This is a genomic window from Nocardioides dokdonensis FR1436 (assembly GCF_001653335.1).
Classification (GTDB): Bacteria; Actinomycetota; Actinomycetes; order Propionibacteriales; family Nocardioidaceae; genus Nocardioides; species Nocardioides dokdonensis.
In genome coordinates this window covers 445,931-462,121 of the sequence record NZ_CP015079.1, presented here as the reverse complement: position 1 = coordinate 462,121, position 16,191 = coordinate 445,931, and the positions used below count along the sequence as shown (strand labels likewise).

The window sequence follows — 16,191 nt, the reverse complement described above, 5'->3', positions numbered from 1 at the left end:
GCGCCGTGGTGGTGCCGTGCTGGATGAGGCGGGCTCAGCCGGCGTCGGGGATGCCGCTCTCCGGCGGGGCGTCGTTCGCCTGGTCGGAGGAGTCCTCCTCGATCGGGGCGTCGCCGATGTCGCTGACGAGCACCGGGGTGAGGTCCTCGCTCTTGCCGCCCTGGAGCTCGACGACCCGCAGGCCGGAGATGCCCATGTGGCTGTCGGCGCTGAAGCGGAAGGGCGCCAGCTGCGGACCGTCGAAGTCGCCGCCCTGCTCCTCGAGCGTCTCGACCAGGCCGTCACGGGTGAGGTCCTCGCCGGTGGCCATCAGGGCCTGGACGAAGGCGTAGGCCTGGGACATGCCGTAGACCCGGTAGTTGGTGAGCTTGCCGCCCTCGCCCTCCTGGTCCCACACCTTCTGCCACAGCTGGACCCACGCGTCATCGGGAGCGTCGACGCCGGGGATGTACTCGGTGGTGAGCACGCCGTTGAGCGAGCTGTTGTCACCGTCCACGGCGCCCTCGGAGAACCGGTTGAGCAGGGAGCCGACCAGTTGCGGGTCGGAGCCGACGTTGGAGTAGAACCAGGTCGGCTTGTAGCCCAGCGACAGCGCGGTCAGCTGCGTGAGCGCGGTGTAGGACGGGGTGTTGAACGACAGGACCAGGTCGGCACCGGCGGCCTGGAGACCCGAGACCTGAGGGCCCACGTCGGTGTTGCCCGAGGTGTAGCGCTCCACACCCACGATCTGGTCGTCGAGGTACTGGCGCACCCCCTTCTCACCGTCGTCGCCGAAGTCGTCGTCCTGGAGGAAGAGCCCGACCTTCGCGTCGGGCATCGTCTCGGCGACGTACTGGCCGATGATCTTGCCCTCGATCTCGTAGTCCGGCTGCCATCCGAACGTGTAGGGCTTGGCCTCGACGTCGTCGCCCCACTGCAGCGAGCCCGAGGAGACGAAGAAGTCCGGCACGCCCTCGGAGTTGAGGAAGTCGACCACGGCGCTGTGCGTGGGCGTGCCCAGGCCGCCGACCATCGCGAAGATCTCGTCCTTGAGCACCAGCTCGTTGGTGACCTGGCTGGTGTTGGTCGGGTTGTAGCCGTCGTCCTTGACGATGTACTCGATCTGGCGTCCGTTCACCCCGCCCGCGGCGTTGACGTAGTCGAAGTAGGCCTTGGCGCCGGTCGGGATCTCGCTGTAGCCCGGCGCCGCGACGCCGGTCAGCGGGAAGTGCGCGCCGAGGGTGATGGTGTCGTCGGTGACGCCGACGTCGGAGGCACCCCCGCCGCCGTCGCCGGCATCGCTCTCGCGGTCGCCCCCCGCTCCGCAGCCCGCCAGGACCATCGTGGCCGTGAGGAGGCCGGCCAGGGGGGCCATGAGTCGTGCCTTCATCGTGTACTTCCCTTCGAGGTGGTGGTGCCGGTCTCGTGCTGGGTGTCGTGCGGGACGTCGGCCGGTGCGTCGTGGTCGTCGGCATGGCTGCGGGCGCGTCGCCCGGCCCAGGCCATCCGGGCGGTGCCGACCAGGCCGGCCGGGGCCAGGAGGATCACCAGGACCATCACCAGGCCGTAGACCAGGGGGGACAGCTCCGCGGCCCGGATGTCGGAGAGGCCCGCGTCCGAGCCGATGCGGGTCACGAACGGGGGCAGGAAGGTCAGCAGCCCGGCGCCGATCAGGGCTCCGGAGAGGTAGCCCAACCCACCCAGGACGACCGCGGTGAGCAGCGTGAGGCTGAGCACGAGCGTGAAGCCGCTGGGGGCGGCCAGCCGTGCGGTGATGGCCAGCACCGAGCCCGCGGCACCGGCGGCCGCGGCGCTGACCATGAAGGCGGAGATCCGGGCCCGGCCCAGCTGGATGCCGGCCAGCTCGGCGGAGACCTCGTCGTCGCGCACCGCCCGCCACCGGCGACCGACTCGCCCTCGGGCCAGGTTGGCCAGCAGGACGAACGTGACGATGAGGGTGATCCAGCCGAGGTAGGCGACGTACTGGCTGCGCGACATCTCGGTGCCGGTCAGGAGGTACTCCAGGTCCAGCGCCCAGGTCGGGACGTCGGGCAGGGAGACCCGCAGGCCCTGCTCGCCACCCAGGGTCTGGCCGAAGTAGAGCGCGATGCCCGGCACCGCCACCGCCAGGGCGAGCGTGGCGCCGGCCAGGTAGGGGCCGTGCAGCCGCGCGGCAGCGACCCCGACGGCGGTGCCGACGACCAGCGCGACCGCGACGGAGGCGAGCACGACCAGCGAGATGGGCATGGAGCCCGTCGGGTCGTCGAGCAGCAGGGCGGTCGTGTAGGCGCCGAACGCCATCAGGGCGCCGTGCCCCAACGAGATCTGGCCGTTGATGCCGGTCAGCACGGTGAGTCCGCCGGCGGCGATGGCCAGGTAGGCCATCGCGGCCAGCTGGAGGGCCCGGAAGTCACCGACCAGCTCGAGGACCACGACGACCACGACCAGGCCCAGGAGCGCGGTGAGCAGGTGTCGGCCCAGGACCGAGTGCCGCCACACGTCGAGCAGTCGACTCATCAGACCCTCCTCGCAGCGGCGACGGCGAACAGGCCGCCGGGCTTGAGGGTGAGCACCAGCATCAGGATGAGCAGGGCCGCCAGCGCCACCAGCTCGGAGCCGAGGTAGCCGCTGACGAAGCTGAGCGAGAGACCCAGGGTCAGTCCGCCCACGACCGCGCCCACCGGGCTCTCCAGTCCGCCGAGGACGGCGGCGACGAAGCCGTAGACGACCACGGAGTCCATGTAGCCGGGGTGCACCAGCCCGCCGCTGGCGATCAGCAGGCCGGACAGCGACCCGACCACGGCGGCCAGCGCCCAGCCCAGGGTCAGCATCCGACCCACGCGCACGCCCAGCAGGCGGGCCACCTCGGGGTTGTACGCCGAGGCGCGCATCCGCAGGCCGATGTCGGTGAAGCGGAACAGGCCGACCAGCAGGAGCAGCACCACCGCGACCGCGACGATCGTGAAGATCCCGGAGGTGGTGAGCCGGATGGTGGTGCCCCCGACCTCCAGGCCCCGCAGACCGAAGGGAGCCGGGAACGAGCGGAACCGGTTGCCGAAGATCACCGCGGCCAGGGCGTGCAGGGTGATGAAGAGCCCCAGGGTCAGGATCACCGCGTTGATGTCGGGCTTGTCCTCGACGGGGCGGATCACCACCCGCTCGATCACCGCGCCGAGCACCAGACCGGCCAGCAGGGCGGCCGCGAAGCCGATCCAGTACGAGTAGCCGGCGTCGATGATGCTCAGGGCGATGAAGGTCGTGATCATCGCCATCGGCGCCTGGGCGAAGTTCACGATCCGCGTCGAGCGGAAGATCAGCACCAGCGCCAGCGCGAACGCGGCGTACACGGTGCCGAGCGTGAGCCCACCGAGAGCGGTGTTCACGAGCTGTTGCACTTCGGTCTCCGTTCGGGGTGGCAGGGGAGGAGGCGACTAGAAGCCGAGGTAGGCGTGGCGCAGCTGGTCGTCGGCGGCGAGCACGGCAGCGGGTTCGTCGGCCACCACCCGGCCCAGGTTGAGGACGATGCCGTGGTCGGCGACCGACAGCGCGCTGCGGGCGTTCTGCTCCACGAGCAGCACCGTCAGGCCGTGGTCGTCGACCTGGCCGCGCAGCAGGTCGAAGATCTGGGCCACGATGCGGGGCGCCAGGCCGAGGGACGGCTCGTCGAGCAGCAGCAGGCGCGGCTCGGACATCAGGGCCCTCCCGATCACGAGCATCTGCCGCTCGCCACCGGAGAGCGTGTGGGCGAGCCCGGCGCGCCGGTCGGCGAGCACCGGGAAGAGGTCGTAGGCGCGGTGCAGGTCCTCGGGTCGGACCTTGCCGCCCTTGGCCAGCCCGCCCAGGCGCAGGTTCTCCTCGACGCTGAGCTCGGTGATCACGCCGCGCCCCTCGGGCACGTGCACCATCCCCAACGCCGGCATCAGCTCGGCGGGGGTGCGACGCAGCGGCTTCCCGTCGAGCTCGATGGTGCCGGACTCGGCGCGGTGCAAGCCCGAGACGGTGCGCAGCAGCGTGGTCTTGCCGGCGCCGTTCGCGCCGAGCACCGCGGTGATCTGGCCCTTGGCGGCGGTGAAGGAGACGTCCTGCAGGGCGCGCACGGGGCCGTAGCCGGCGCTCAGGCGGTCCAGGGTCAGCATCAGCGCACCACCTCCTCGCCCAGGTACGCCGCGAGCACGGCCGGGTCGGTGCGGACCTCGTCGGCGGTGCCGTGGGCGATCACCTTGCCGAAGTCCAGGACGGTGATCTCGTCGCAGACCGCCATCACGAGGTCCATGTGGTGCTCCACGAGCATCACCGCCATCCGTGAGCGCAGCGACGAGATGAGCTCGCCGAGCTCGTCCATCTCCGCCGACGAGAGACCGCTGGCCGGTTCGTCGAGGAGCAGCAGGGTGGGCTCGGCGGCGAGGGCCCGGGCGAGGGCGACCCGCTTGCGCACGGGATAGGGGAGGCTGGGCGGGTAGCGGTCGGCGTACTGCTCGATGCCGAGGTCGGCGAGCACGGCCCGGGCCCGCTCGCGCAGGGCGCGCTCCTCGCGGCCGGTGCGGGGCAGGGCCAGCAGCGAGCCGAGGAAGCCCGAGCGGGCGTGCCGGTCGGCACCGACGATGACGTTGTCGAGCACGTTGATGCGGTCGAAGAGGCCCAGGCCCTGCAGCGTGCGAGCCATCTCGAGCCCGGCCAGCTGGTGCGGCGCCAGGTGCTCGAGCTCGCGGCCGTCGCGGACGATGCGCCCGGTGTCGGGAGTGACGAATCCGCAGGCGACGTTGAAGAGCGTGGTCTTGCCCGCGCCGTTCGGGCCGATGACGCCGTGCACCGTCCCGGGGCGCACCGCCAGCCCGACCCCGCTGAGCGCGGTGATCCCGCCGAAGCGCACGGTCACGTCGGCGAGCTCGAGGGCGGTCGAGAGGGCGCCGTCGGCGACCGGGGTGGACGTCATGGGTTCCTCACTCGGGCAGGGGCCCGACGTTCGCCGGGATGTGACGCCTACCACTTTGGTCGCAGTGCACAGTCGACGCATTAGGCGCCCAGCACAAAAATGCTTGGTATTCCTGCTGTTTTGTCCCCTTTGCCCTGGCGCGCGTTGTGCAGTGAGTGCGACGGTGCTGCACATGCCTCTCGATTCCGGTGCCGGCCGGGCCAGCCTGGGCGACGTCCAGCGCGCCTGGCTGCCGCTGGTGGAGCAGTCCGACCGGATCGCTGACTCGATCACGCTGGCGCTGCTCGAGCGGGACGCCGAGATCTACGACCAGGTGGGTCCGGACCTGCGCGGCGACGTGCGCGAGAGCACCCGGGTCCACATCCGGCGCGGCCTGGAGGTGCTCACCGGCAAGCGCCCGGCCGGGAGCTCGGCCGCGGCCGAGGTGTGGCGGGAGACCGGCCGGCGACGCGCCCGGCAGGGGGTCCCCCTGGAGCTGGTGCTCAACGCCTACACGGTCGGCGCGCGGATGCTCTGGGAGGCGCTGGTCGGGCACTCCCGGCGGGGCACGGAGGACCGGGTCGCAGAGTCGGTCCTGCTGCTCGCGGCGCAGATCGTCTGGTCGAACCTCGATGTGCAGAACGCGGTGCTCATCGGGTCCTACCGGCGCGAGAGCCTCCGGCTGACCCGGGCCGACCTCCAACGCCAGCAGAGTGTGCTCGACGGGCTGATCGAGGGCCGCGGGGCGGACCCCGAGCACGCCGCGGAGGTGCGCGAGGTGCTCGGGATCGATCCCGACGCGGCCGTCGCATGCCTGGTCGCGCTGCCCGAGGACGGGGTCGACGGCGGGCTCAGCCAGTGCGAGGACCGGCTCGAGCGTGTCGGGTGGACGGTGCGGTGGCACGTGCGCGGTGGCACCTACTTCGGTCTCGTCGCGGTCGGCGCCGTCACCGGCAAGGTCGGGTCGGTGACGCCGGAGCTGGACGAGGAGCAGCTCGTCCAGGTCGTGGGGACCCAGGTGCAGGCGCGCGTCGGGGTCTGCGTGGCCCAGGAGGGCGTGTCCGGCTTCGCGGCGGCCTACCAGCTGGCCACCCGGGCGGCAGAGACGATGCCGCGCGGGCGGAGGGGTGCGGTCGCGGTCTCGCAGCGGCTGCCCGAGGTGCTGCTCGCCGGGTCGCCGCAGGTGGTGCCGCTGCTCCTGCGCGAGACCCTGGGTCGGCTGCTGACCCAGCCCGAGCCCCAGGCGCGCACCCTGCTGGACACCCTCGCCGCGCTGCTGCGCCACGACGGCTCGCCGACCCACGCCGCGGAGGAGCTCTACTGCCACCGCAACACCGTCATCTACCGGCTCAAGCAGATCGAGGAGCTCACCGGCCGCTCCCTGGCCGACCCCCGCGACAAGCTCCTGCTCGAGCTGGCGGTGCTGGCCCACGGCCGCTGAGCCCCACCCCGCTGGTCGAGCAGTGCGAAGCGCCGGCGACGAGCGTCGTCGAGGCCCGGTGCGGTGCCCGCTCGTCGTACGTCGTGGGGTCGGGGGGTCTCGGCGACGCTCGAGCCTTCGGCCCTCGCTGCTCGACCGGCTGCGGGGAGCGGCTGCGGGTCGCTCAGGAGTGCAGGAGGGTGCGGAAGAGGGCGAGGGTGTCCTCGACGGCGCGGTCGGCGGCCTCGGAGTGGCGGCCCATGTCCACGAACCCGTGGATCAGGCCGGGGAAGACCCGGTGCTCGACACGGACGCCGGCCTCGGTGAGGGCGTCGGCGTAGGCGTTGCCGTCGTCGCGCAACGGGTCGAGCTCGGCGGTGACGATCACCGCGGGAGCGAGTCCGTCGAGGCGTCCGTGCAGCGGGGAGAGCCGCGGATCCGCGGGGTCGATGCCGGGGGTGTCCCCGACGTACTGGGCCCCGAACCAGAGCATCGTGGCGGAGTCGAGGAAGTAGCCCTCGGCGTTCTCGGTGTGTGAGGGGTAGGAGCCCGCTGAGTCGGTGACCGGGTAGATCAGCAGCTGCGCCGCCAGCGGGCGGCCCTCGTCGCGCAGCACCTGGGCGACGACGGCGGCGAGGTTGCCGCCGGCGGAGTCGCCGGCCACGGCCATCGCGTCGGACCCGCCGAGGTCGGCGAGGTGGTCGCCCACCCAGTGCGAGGCGGCCAGGGCGTCCTCGAGGCCGGCCGGGAAGGGGTGCTCGGGGGCGAGGCGGTAGTCGACGGAGACGACCACGGCCCCGCACCGGGCAGCGATCAGGCGGCAGGTCAGGTCGTGGGTGTCGAGGTCGCCGATGACGAAGCCGCCACCGTGGAAGAACACCACGGTCGGCAGGGCCTCGGTGTCGGTGATCGGGCGGTAGACGCGCCCCGCCCGGGCGGCGGCGCCCCCGGGCAGCCGGACCTCCTCCACCGACGCCATCTCGGGCAGCACGGCGGGGTCGCGCAGGTCGACCGCGAGCGTGCGGAAGCCGGCCCGCGCCTCCTCGGCGCTGCCCTGGTGCATCGGTGGGGTGCCGGCCTGCTCCAGGAACGAGAGCAGGGTGGCCAGCTGGGGGTCGATCGGCACGGGTGGTCCTCCGGGTGTGTCGGGCGGGAGCGGGCGGGGAGCGAGCAGGGTCGGGCGGGTCTCAGACGAAGGCGCTGATGCCGGTCTCGTCGCGACCGATGAGCAGCTTCTGGATCTGGCTGGTGCCTTCGTAGAGCGTCATCACCCGGGCGTCGCGCAGGTACTTCGAGGGCGGGTACTCGTCGACGTACCCGGCCCCGCCGTGCACCTGGATGGCCAGGTTGGCGGCGCGCACGGCGGCCTCGGAGGCGAACAGCTTGGCCTTGGAGGCCGCGATGCCGAACGGCTCGCCACGGTCGACGAGGTCGGCGCAGCGCCAGACCAGCAGTCGCGCGGCGTCGGCGTCCAGCGACATGTCGGCGATCATGTCCTGCACCAGCTGGAAGCCGGCGATCGGTCGGCCGAACTGGGTGCGCGCGGTGGCGTACTCGACCGCGGACTCCAGGCACCCCTGCACGATCCCGACGCAGCCGGCGCCGACCGCCAGGCGGCCCTTGTCGAGGGTGCTCATCGCGATCTTGAAGCCCTGCCCCTCGTCGCCGAGCATCGCGGAGGCCGGCACCCGGACGTCGCTGAGGAAGAGCTCGGCGGTGGCCTGGGCCCGCAGTCCGAGCTTGCCCTTGATCTCCCGGGCCTCGAAGCCGGGGGAGTCGGTGGGGACGAGGAAGGCGCTGACCCCGCGGGGCCCGTCCTGGCCGGTGCGGGCGAAGATCAGCGCCACGTCGGCCCAGGTGCCGTTGGTGATGTAGAGCTTCTGCCCGGTGATCACCCAGTCGTCGCCGTCGCGGCGGGCCCGGGTGGTCAGGTTGCCGGCGTCGGAGCCGGTGCCGGGCTCGGTGAGCCCGAAGCAGCCGAGCCGGCGCGCGCTGGCGATCTCGGGGAGCCACTCCTGCTTCTGCTCCTCGGAGCCGAAGAACAGGATCGACTTGCCGACCAGGCCGCTGGAGACCGACACGATCCCGCGCAGCGCCGAGTCGGCGCGGCCGAGCTCCTCCATGGCCAGGGCGTAGGTGACGTAGTCGCCGCCGAGGCCGCCGTACTCCTCGGGGATGGTCAGCCCGAAGAAGCCGATCTCGGCCATCTTGGGCAGGATCGCCAGGTCCACGGACTCGTCGCGGTCCCACTGGATCCGGTGGGGCACGGCCTCCTTGTCCAAGAAGTCGCGGGCGAGCGCACGGAAGCTCTGCTGCTCCTGGTCGAGGGAGAGGTCCATCTGGCCATCCTGCCTGGCTGGTGGGTGGGGACTAGCTCGTCTGCTTGCGGATCTCGGCCTTGGCCAGCGCGTTCTTGTGCACCTCGTCCGGACCGTCGGCGAAGCGCAGGGTGCGGATCGAGGCGTAGGCGTTCGCGAGCGGGAAGTCCTGCGACAGCCCGCCGGCGCCGTGCACCTGGATCGCCTTGTCGAGGATCCACTGCACGGTCTTGGGCGTGGCGATCTTGATGGCCTGGATCTCGGTGTGCGCGCCGCGCGCGCCGACCTCGTCCATCAACCAGGCGGTCTTGAGCACCAGCAGGCGCAGCTGTTCCAGGCGGACCCGCGACTCCGCGATCCAGTCCCGGATGACGCCCTGCTCGGACAGGGCCCGGCCGAACGCGACCCGGGAGTCCGCGCGGGTGCACATCAGCTCGATGGCCTTCTCGGCCACCCCGATGGCGCGCATGCAGTGGTGGATGCGGCCCGGGCCGAGCCGGGCCTGGGCGACCCCGAAGCCGCCGCCCTCCTCGCCGATCAGGTGGCTGACCGGCACCCGGACGTCCTCGAACCGCAGCTCGGCGTGCCCGCCGTGCTCGTGGTCGTCGTAGCCCATCACGTGCATCGGACGCACCACGGTGAGCCCGGGGGTGTCGCGGGGGACCAGCACCTGGCTCTGCTGGCGGTGCCGTGAGGCGGTGGGGTCGGTCTTGCCCATCACGATGAAGATCTCGCACTCCGGGTTCATCGCCCCGGTGATCCACCACTTGCGACCGTTCAGGACGTACTCGTCGCCGTCGCGCTCGATGCGGGTCTCGATGTTGGTGGCGTCGGAGGAGGCCACGTCCGGCTCGGTCATGGCGAACGCCGAGCGGATCCGGCCCTCCATCAGGGGACGCAGCCAGCGCTCCTGCTGCTCGGGGGTGCCGAACATCGCCAGCACCTCCATGTTGCCGGTGTCGGGAGCGGCGCAGTTGAGCGCGGCCGGCGCCAGGTGCCCCGCGCGGCCGGTGATCTCGGCCAGCGGTGCGTACTGCAGGTTGGTCAGCCCCGCGCCGAGGTCGCCGTAGTGCCCGACCGGCAGGAAGAGGTTCCACAGGCCGCGGCTGCGGGCCTCGGCGCGCAGCTCCTGCAGCACCGGCGCCGTCGACCACGCCCAGCGGTCGTCCAGGCCGGCGAGCTGGTCGGCGAAGACCTGCTCCTGGGGGTGGACGTGGGAGTCCATGAAGTCGAGCAGGCTCGCGCGGAGCTCCTCGGTGCGGGTGTCGAACGCGAAGTCCATGGGGTCTCTTCTCTCTCGGTCGCTCAGAGGTGGTCGGTGGCGGCCAGGCCGGCGGCGAGCAGCGGCTCGACGGCGGCGCCGATGGTGTCGAAGCCCTCGCCCACGGTCTGGCCGTGGGCGTGGCGGTAGTGGATGCCCTCCAGGATGACGGCGAGCTTGAGGTGGGCCAGCCCGAGGTGGAAGTCCATCGGTCCCAGGTCCCGACCCGAGGCGCTCGCGTACGCCTCGAGCTGGTCCTCGGCGCTCGGGTAGCCCGGGGCCGCGGACCCGTCCGCGAGGCCGGCGGCGCCGAGTCCGGTGACCAGGTCGGCCAGCCGGTCGTAGACCACCAGCAGCGCGAGGTCGGTGAGCGGGTCGCCCAGGGTGGCCATCTCCCAGTCGACGACCGCGCGCACCGGCTGCGGGTGCTCGGGGTCGACCAGCAGGTTGTCGAGCCGGTAGTCCCCGTGCACGACCGCCGCCGTCGAGTCGCCCGGCACGTGCTGGGCCAGGCGCGCCAGCAGCGTGTCCGCGTCGGGCAGGTCGCGGCTGCGCGAGCCGTCGAGCTGTCGGCCCCAGCGGCGTACCTGGCGCTCCAGGAAGCCGGCCGGTCGCCCGAGCTCGCCGAGGCCGACCTCGTCGGGGTCGACGGCGTGCAGGTCGGCCAGCACCTCGATCATCCGCTCGACGATGGTGCGGGTCCGGTCGGGGCCCAGCTGCTCGAGCTGGACGGCGCGGCGCAGGGCGACGCCGTCGATGGCCTCCATGACGTAGAAGGGGGCGCCCAGGACCGAGGCGTCCGGGCAGTGGGCGTGCATGGCCGGCACCGGGACGGGCGTGTCGGCCAGGGCGTCCATGACCGTGAACTCGCGGCCCATGTCGTGCGCGGTGGCCTGGACGTGACCCAGCGGGGGGCGGCGCAGCACCCAGCGCCGGGCGGGCTCCCGGCGCACGTGCAGCGCGTAGGTCAGGTTGGAGCGACCGCCGGTCAGCAGCTGCGCGTCGAGCTGCTCGGCGGGAGGCATCTCACCGGGCCGCTGCGTGTCGAACCACCGCTGGACCGCGGTCAGGTCGAGGCCCGGGAGGTCGCCGCTCACCGGTCACCGCCGGACCCGGACAGGTGGACGTCGAGCTTGCCCTGCAGGCGCCGCATGCCGCCCAGCCAGCGGTCGGTGTCGGTCGCCCGGGCGGCGTAGTAGGCGGCGACCTCGGGGTGCGGCAGCACCAGGAACCGGTCGTCGTCGAGCGCCTCGACCCAGCTCGAGGCGACCGCCTCCGGTGCCAGCGCCTCGTCGTGGGAGAGCAGGTCCTGCAACGGGCCGGCCTCCTCGAGCATCCGGGTGCGCACGCCCTGGGGGCAGATCGCCTGCACGGTGACGCCGCGGTGGCCGTAGGTGACCGAGAGCCACTCGGCGAAGCCCACCGCGGCGTGCTTGGTCACGGAGTACGGCGCGCTGCCGATCATGGTCAGCAGCCCGGCGGCGGACGCGGTCACCACGAAGCGACCGCCCTGGCCGCCCGCCTCGGCGGAGGCGACCCAGCCGGGCACCAGCAACCGGGCGGCGCGCACGTGCGCCATCACGTTGACGTCGACGACGCGCTCCCACACCTCGTCGGAGGTCTGCAGGCTGTCGGGTCCGCCGGCGCCGTCGATCCCGGCGTTGGCGAGGTAGAGGTCGATGCGACCCAGCTCGCTGGTGGCCTCCTCGACCAGGGCGCGGACACCGGCGTCCGACGAGCAGTCACCGGGGACCGCGACCGCGCCGAGCTCCTCGGCGGTGCGGCGCACGGCGTCGGCGTCGAGGTCGTTGAGCACCACGCGGGCACCCTCGGCCACCAGGCGCTCGGCGAGGGCGCGACCGATGCCTCCGGCAGCGCCGGTGACCACGGCCCCGCGCCCGGACAGCGCCTCGTGGCCGGCCATCACACGCCGCCGGTGAGGGTGACGCCGCCGTCGATGACCATCGTCTGCCCGGTGACCCAGGCGGCCTCCTCGGACAGCAGGAAAGCCACGGCGCTGGCGACGTCCTCGGGCACGCCGAGACGCTTGAGCGGGTAGGCGGCGGAGACCTCGTCCTCGCGGCCCTCGTAGAGCGCGGAGGCGAACTGGGTCTTGACCACGGCCGGGGCCACGGCGTTGACGCGGATGCCCGGGCCGAGCTCGACGGCCAGGGACTCGGTCAGCGAGATCATCATGGCCTTGCTGGCGCCGTACATGGAGATGCCCGGGGCGGGCTTGACGCCGCTGACCGAGGAGACGTTCACGACCGAGCCGCCGTGCTCGCCCATCCAGGCGCGGTGGGCGGCCTGGACCCAGGCCAGGGCGGCGATCGCGTTGACCTCGACGATCTTGCGGGCGGCGGACAGGTCGAGGTCGACCAGCGGTCCGTACGCCGGGTTGATGCCGGCGTTGTTGACCAGCAGGTCGAGGCTGCCGAAGGTCTCGACGGCGCGGGAGACGGCCTCCTCGCAGTGGGCCGGGTCGTCGGCCTTGCCGGCCACCGCGAGGGCCACGGCGGGCCCGCCGAGCGCGGCGACGGCCTCCTCGAGGGCCTCCGGCTTGCGGGCGGTCAGCACCACCCGGGCGCCCTCGTCGACGAGGCGCTGGGCGATGCCCAGGCCGATCCCGCGGCTGGCGCCGGTGACGACGGCGGTACGGCCCTTGAGTCCCTGCATGGTGCTCCCTCACGTGGTGCGGACGGTTCGTTGCGCGATGACTAAGCGCTTGCTTACTCTGATCGCATGAACGCCGCGCGTCAACCCTCCCCGGCGGCCGCGCGCGAGCGCCTGCTCGAGGCCGCGGTCGCCGCCTTCGCCGTGCGGGGCTTCCACGGCACCACCACCCGCGACATCGCCGCCGCGGCCGGGATGAGCCCGGCGGCGCTCTACGTGCACCACCGCTCCAAGGAGGAGCTGCTGCACCTGATCTCCCGCGACGGCCACCTGCGCACGCTCGCGCTGGTCGAGGCCGCTGCGGGCGACCACGACGACCCGGTGGCGCAGCTGACGCGGCTCATCGAGGAGTTCGTGCGCCACCACGCCCTGACCCACACCACCGCCCGGGTCATCAACTACGAGATGGCGGCGCTGGGCCCCGAGCACCTGGCCGAGATCATGGACCTGCGCCGCCGCATCGACGCGGTCGTGCGCGACGTCATCGAGCGCGGGGTCGCCGGCGGCGTGCTGTCCACCACCGACCCGGCCATGACCGCCACGGCGCTGCTGTCCCTGGGCATCGACGTCGCCCGGTGGTACCGCGACGACGCCGGGTGGAGCCCCGACGAGGTCGCCGCGCACTACCGCGACCTGGCGCTGCGGATGGTGGGGGCGCCGGTCGTCGAGCAGTGACGGGTGCTCAGGCCCCGTCGAGGGTGGCCACGACGAGGTCGGCGATCTCGGCGGCGTCGTCCGCGTCGGCGGAGGTGATGGTGATGGTGACCAGGTCGCTGCCCGCCTGGGCGAGGAGCACCTCGAACCTGCCGTCCTGCTCGCCGATCGCCAGCGTGTAGTCGGCGCGCAGCACGTCTCCGAAGGCGGTGCTGACGGTGGAGACGTCACCGGTCTCGTCGGCGAACTGGGCCAGCTGGAGCGCGAACTGGGCCTCGTTCGGCAGCTCTCCCTGCTGGTGCAGGACGTTGAGGTTGGTGAGCACCCCGCCCCGGGCGCCACCGTTGGCCACGGCGAGGAGGTCGACGTTCTCCAGCGTGGCCACGAGCTGCTCGCGGGGGACGCCGAGGCGCTCCGCGATGGTGGTCAGCAGGGTGTTCTGCTCACCGCCGGCGTCCGCCAGCGCCTCGCCGGCGTCCAGGCTCTTCCAGCCCTCGGGGATCCGCAGCGTCACCTGGTCGGTGCTGACCTCCTGGGTCTCGTCGAGGTCGACGTCGACGTCCGGGGAGGCGGGCGTCCCGGTGGCGCTCGGCTCGCTCACCTCCGGCGACCCGCTGGACGAGGAGCCGGGCGCGGAGTCCTCGTCGCCGCCGCAGGCGGCCAGGCCCGTGGTCGAGAGGACGGCGAGCAGGGCCAGGGCGGCGGGCGCGGTGCGCGATCGGGTGGTCACTCCCGGACCGTACCCACCGCGGGGAGGTCCACACGTTCCTCGTCCACAGGCTGTGGACCCTCCGGGCGCCCGGCCCCGCGGGCGCGCTCCCACCGCCCGGCCGCGACCATGACGGCCAGGGCCAGGGCGGCGCCGGCCACGATGTCGACGACGTAGTGCTCGGCGTAGTAGACCAGTGCCAGGCTCATCAGCGCCGGGTAGAGCACCAGGGTCCAGCGCCACGGCGAGCGCAGCCGCCAGACGGCGTACATGGCCACCAGGAACGCGATGCCCGCGTGCAGCGACGGCATCGCCGCGACCGGGTTGCCGACCCCCTGCAGCACCAGGTCGAACCTGCCGATGCCGAGATCGTCCCAGCCGCGGCCGGTGATCCGGGTGACCTCGCCCATCAGCCCCTCGCGGGCGGCCATCCAGGGCGGTGCCATCGGGTAGAGGATGTAGACGACGAGCGCGCCGAAGCTGATCATCAGGTAGCGCCGCATCCAGCGCACCCACTCCGCCCGGTCCCGCACCCACAGCACCGCCGCCAGGGTCAGGCCGACCAGGAAGTGGCTGGCGTAGACGGTGGTGAGCGCGACGTCGTACCAGCGCGGCGCGGCCGAGCGCAGGCACGGGTCGCCGCACCAGGCGGCCTGCAGCCGCTCGGTCGGTGTCACGCCCCCGCCCAGCCACTCGTCGACCCGGATCGGCATCGTCCAGTGCACCGGCAGGCCGAGCTCGTCGGTGAGGCCGCGGCTGTAGAAGTAGACGACCAGGCCCAGCACGGGTGGCCACCAGTCGCGCAGGAACGACAGGTGCGAGCGCGGCGGCGCCTCGATGTTCCAGGCGATGGTGCCCCACCACAGCCAGACGAAGACCTGCACGGTGTCGTTGGGGATGCCGAGGCTGCTCGACCAGACCACCAGGGCCAGCGCGTACCCGCTCATCGCCAGGATGCGCGGCAGCCGACGCGTCCGCTGCGGTGCACTGACGGCGACCGGCGGGGGCGCGGTGTGCGCGGGGGACCCGGTCATGGATGAATCCTAGGGACGTCTCCTGCCGGGCGGTACGTGCAGGGCACCGCCCGGCAGGGGCTGCGACGTGCAGCCGCTCAGGTCATCGCGAGCGGGTCGAGATCCTCGTGCTCGCCCACCCGGCCGGCGAGGGCGGCCAGGTGGTGGGTCCCGTCGCCGAGCAGGTGCTCGAGCATCGTGAGCACCGAGGTGTAGGTCCCCACGGCGTACTCGGCGGTCATGCCGATGCCGCCGTGCAGCTGGATGGCCTCCTGGCCCACGTGCCGCCCGGCGCGGCTGACCTGCAGCCCGGCCCGGGCCGCGGCGTCGTGGAGCGCCACCGGGTCGCCGGTCTCGATGACCATCGTGGCCCACTGCACCACGCTGGTGGCCAGCTCGAGGGAGACGTACATGTCGGCCGCGCGGAAGGTCAGGGCCTGGAAGGTACTCAGCGGCACCCCGAACTGCTTGCGGCTCTTGAGGTAGGCCGTGGTCTGCGCCAGCGCCACCTCCATCGCCCCGAGCGCCTGGTTGCCGGCCATGATCCGGCCGAGGTCCAGGATCGTGGCGATGCTGGCGGTCAGGTCACGGCCGGGCTCCCCGAGCGGGGTGGCCGCGGTGGCGTCGAGGACCACCTTGGCCGCCCGCCCGCCGTCGTACGTCGGGTAGCCGGTGCGCTCGCACGCCTCGCCGTCGACGACGAAGAGGCCGGTGCCGCCGTCGGGCAGCCGCGCGCTGACCACGAGGGTCTCGGCGCGGGCGCCCTGGACCACCGGCTCCTTGGTGCCGGTCAGGGCCCACGAGCCGCCGTCCTCGGTGGCGCTCACCGCCGTCGCCTCGGGCGCCCAGCGGGAGCCGGGCTCGTCGTGGGCGAAGGCCAGGAGACGCTCACCGGCGGCCAGCGAGCCGAGGAGCTCCCCGCGCTGCTCGGCGCTGCCGCAGGCGGCCACGAGCCCGCCCGCGAGCACCACCGCGTGCAGGTACGGCTCGGGGGCGACCACCCGGCCCAGCTCGTGGCACACGATCGCGATCTCGACCGGGCCGGCGCCGACGCCGCCGTCGTCCTCGGCGAAGGGCAGACCGAGCAGGCCCATCTCCGCCATCTGGGTCCAGGTCTTCTCGGAGAAGCCGGGGTCCTGCTTGCTCGTCTGGCGACGCTGCTCGAAGTCGCCGTAGGCCTTGGTCAGCAGCCCGCGCACGGCATCGCGGAGCGCGTCCTGCTCGTCGTCGTAGGTGAAGTCCATGTCGTGCT

The 16,191-nt window shown here is 72.8% G+C and carries 16 protein-coding genes; 2 read left to right on the top strand and 14 right to left on the bottom strand.

Translation table 11 applies throughout. The features are described from left to right. Window positions 1-34: 34 nt before the first annotated feature. Genes I601_RS02145 through I601_RS02125 form a run of 5 tightly spaced genes read right to left on the bottom strand, consistent with a single transcriptional unit; the run spans window position 35 to window position 4,912 of the window. A complete protein-coding gene (locus I601_RS02145) occupies window positions 35-1,369 on the bottom strand; it encodes an ABC transporter substrate-binding protein (RefSeq protein ID WP_068105843.1) in 1,335 nt (444 codons plus the stop codon). Continuing rightward, on the bottom strand, window positions 1,366-2,496 hold the full coding sequence (locus tag I601_RS02140) for a branched-chain amino acid ABC transporter permease (RefSeq protein WP_068105840.1): 1,131 nt from the start codon (window positions 2,494-2,496) through the stop codon (window positions 1,366-1,368). Before I601_RS02140 ends, I601_RS02145 begins: the two co-directional genes overlap by 4 nt. Further along, window positions 2,496-3,374: a branched-chain amino acid ABC transporter permease gene (locus I601_RS02135; RefSeq protein ID WP_068105837.1), complete on the bottom strand. Its 879-nt coding sequence runs from the start codon at window positions 3,372-3,374 to the stop codon at window positions 2,496-2,498. The genes I601_RS02140 and I601_RS02135 overlap by 1 nt, the downstream gene beginning before the upstream one ends. Window positions 3,375-3,410: 36 nt before the next feature. Beyond that, window positions 3,411-4,115 (bottom strand): ABC transporter ATP-binding protein, encoded by a 705-nt coding sequence (locus tag I601_RS02130; RefSeq protein WP_068105834.1) that lies wholly within the window; start codon window positions 4,113-4,115, stop codon window positions 3,411-3,413. Next, the gene (locus tag I601_RS02125; RefSeq protein ID WP_068105831.1) at window positions 4,115-4,912 is read right to left on the bottom strand and encodes an ABC transporter ATP-binding protein; all 798 of its coding nucleotides are present in this window, start codon (window positions 4,910-4,912) and stop codon (window positions 4,115-4,117) included. Before I601_RS02125 ends, I601_RS02130 begins: the two co-directional genes overlap by 1 nt. A 172-nt stretch (window positions 4,913-5,084) precedes the next feature. On the opposite strand from I601_RS02125, the gene I601_RS02120 reads away from it, so the two are divergent. Further along, entirely contained in the window at window positions 5,085-6,332 is a 1,248-nt protein-coding gene (locus I601_RS02120) for a PucR family transcriptional regulator (RefSeq protein ID WP_068114185.1), read from the top strand. Between the two features lie 163 nt (window positions 6,333-6,495). Here the strand turns inward: I601_RS02120 and I601_RS02115 are convergent, their stop codons facing one another. The 6 genes from I601_RS02115 to I601_RS02090 all read right to left on the bottom strand — a co-directional run bounded on the left by I601_RS02115 (window position 6,496) and on the right by I601_RS02090 (window position 12,566). Next, window positions 6,496-7,437: an alpha/beta hydrolase gene (locus tag I601_RS02115; protein ID WP_068105829.1), complete on the bottom strand. Its 942-nt coding sequence runs from the start codon at window positions 7,435-7,437 to the stop codon at window positions 6,496-6,498. Window positions 7,438-7,498: 61 nt separating this feature from the next. After that, window positions 7,499-8,650, bottom strand: a complete 1,152-nt coding sequence (locus I601_RS02110; protein WP_068105826.1) for an acyl-CoA dehydrogenase family protein — start codon at window positions 8,648-8,650, stop codon at window positions 7,499-7,501. Window positions 8,651-8,681: 31 nt separating this feature from the next. Next, complete coding sequence (locus I601_RS02105; RefSeq protein ID WP_068105823.1) at window positions 8,682-9,911, bottom strand: acyl-CoA dehydrogenase family protein; 1,230 nt, start codon at window positions 9,909-9,911, stop codon at window positions 8,682-8,684. A gap of 23 nt (window positions 9,912-9,934) precedes the next feature. Further along, window positions 9,935-10,987, bottom strand: coding sequence for a phosphotransferase family protein (locus I601_RS02100; protein ID WP_068105818.1), 1,053 nt, complete (start codon window positions 10,985-10,987; stop codon window positions 9,935-9,937). Next, window positions 10,984-11,814, bottom strand: a complete 831-nt coding sequence (locus tag I601_RS02095; RefSeq protein ID WP_068105813.1) for an SDR family NAD(P)-dependent oxidoreductase — start codon at window positions 11,812-11,814, stop codon at window positions 10,984-10,986. The genes I601_RS02100 and I601_RS02095 overlap by 4 nt, the downstream gene beginning before the upstream one ends. Next, window positions 11,814-12,566 (bottom strand): SDR family oxidoreductase, encoded by a 753-nt coding sequence (locus I601_RS02090; RefSeq protein ID WP_068105810.1) that lies wholly within the window; start codon window positions 12,564-12,566, stop codon window positions 11,814-11,816. Before I601_RS02090 ends, I601_RS02095 begins: the two co-directional genes overlap by 1 nt. 66 nt (window positions 12,567-12,632) lie before the next feature. On the opposite strand from I601_RS02090, the gene I601_RS02085 reads away from it, so the two are divergent. Beyond that, complete coding sequence (locus I601_RS02085) at window positions 12,633-13,238, top strand: TetR-type transcription factor C-terminal domain-containing protein (RefSeq protein WP_068105807.1); 606 nt, start codon at window positions 12,633-12,635, stop codon at window positions 13,236-13,238. Between the two features lie 7 nt (window positions 13,239-13,245). On the opposite strand, the gene I601_RS02080 is transcribed toward I601_RS02085, so the two are convergent. From I601_RS02080 to I601_RS02070, 3 genes are all read right to left on the bottom strand, one after another. Then, window positions 13,246-13,947: a hypothetical protein gene (locus I601_RS02080; RefSeq protein WP_068105805.1), complete on the bottom strand. Its 702-nt coding sequence runs from the start codon at window positions 13,945-13,947 to the stop codon at window positions 13,246-13,248. Further along, complete coding sequence (locus tag I601_RS02075; RefSeq protein WP_068105802.1) at window positions 13,944-14,960, bottom strand: phosphatase PAP2 family protein; 1,017 nt, start codon at window positions 14,958-14,960, stop codon at window positions 13,944-13,946. The genes I601_RS02080 and I601_RS02075 overlap by 4 nt, the downstream gene beginning before the upstream one ends. A gap of 77 nt (window positions 14,961-15,037) precedes the next feature. Continuing rightward, window positions 15,038-16,183, bottom strand: coding sequence for an acyl-CoA dehydrogenase family protein (locus I601_RS02070; RefSeq protein WP_068105799.1), 1,146 nt, complete (start codon window positions 16,181-16,183; stop codon window positions 15,038-15,040). Between the last annotated feature and the right edge of the window lie 8 nt (window positions 16,184-16,191).

Bases quoted from the DNA above. Each gene is read 5' to 3' on its own strand.
- I601_RS02145 (WP_068105843.1), bottom strand. From the start codon at position 1,369: ATGAAGGCACGACTCATGGCCCCCCTGGCCGGCCTCCTCACGGCCACG.
- I601_RS02140 (WP_068105840.1), bottom strand. From the start codon at position 2,496: ATGAGTCGACTGCTCGACGTGTGGCGGCACTCGGTCCTGGGCCGACAC.
- I601_RS02130 (WP_068105834.1), bottom strand. From the start codon at position 4,115: ATGCTGACCCTGGACCGCCTGAGCGCCGGCTACGGCCCCGTGCGCGCC.
- I601_RS02125 (WP_068105831.1), bottom strand. From the start codon at position 4,912: ATGACGTCCACCCCGGTCGCCGACGGCGCCCTCTCGACCGCCCTCGAG.
- I601_RS02120 (WP_068114185.1), top strand. From the start codon at position 5,085: ATGCCTCTCGATTCCGGTGCCGGCCGGGCCAGCCTGGGCGACGTCCAG.
- I601_RS02110 (WP_068105826.1), bottom strand. From the start codon at position 8,650: ATGGACCTCTCCCTCGACCAGGAGCAGCAGAGCTTCCGTGCGCTCGCC.
- I601_RS02105 (WP_068105823.1), bottom strand. From the start codon at position 9,911: ATGGACTTCGCGTTCGACACCCGCACCGAGGAGCTCCGCGCGAGCCTG.
- I601_RS02095 (WP_068105813.1), bottom strand. From the start codon at position 11,814: ATGGCCGGCCACGAGGCGCTGTCCGGGCGCGGGGCCGTGGTCACCGGC.
- I601_RS02090 (WP_068105810.1), bottom strand. From the start codon at position 12,566: ATGCAGGGACTCAAGGGCCGTACCGCCGTCGTCACCGGCGCCAGCCGC.
- I601_RS02085 (WP_068105807.1), top strand. From the start codon at position 12,633: ATGAACGCCGCGCGTCAACCCTCCCCGGCGGCCGCGCGCGAGCGCCTG.
- I601_RS02075 (WP_068105802.1), bottom strand. From the start codon at position 14,960: ATGACCGGGTCCCCCGCGCACACCGCGCCCCCGCCGGTCGCCGTCAGT.
- I601_RS02070 (WP_068105799.1), bottom strand. From the start codon at position 16,183: ATGGACTTCACCTACGACGACGAGCAGGACGCGCTCCGCGATGCCGTG.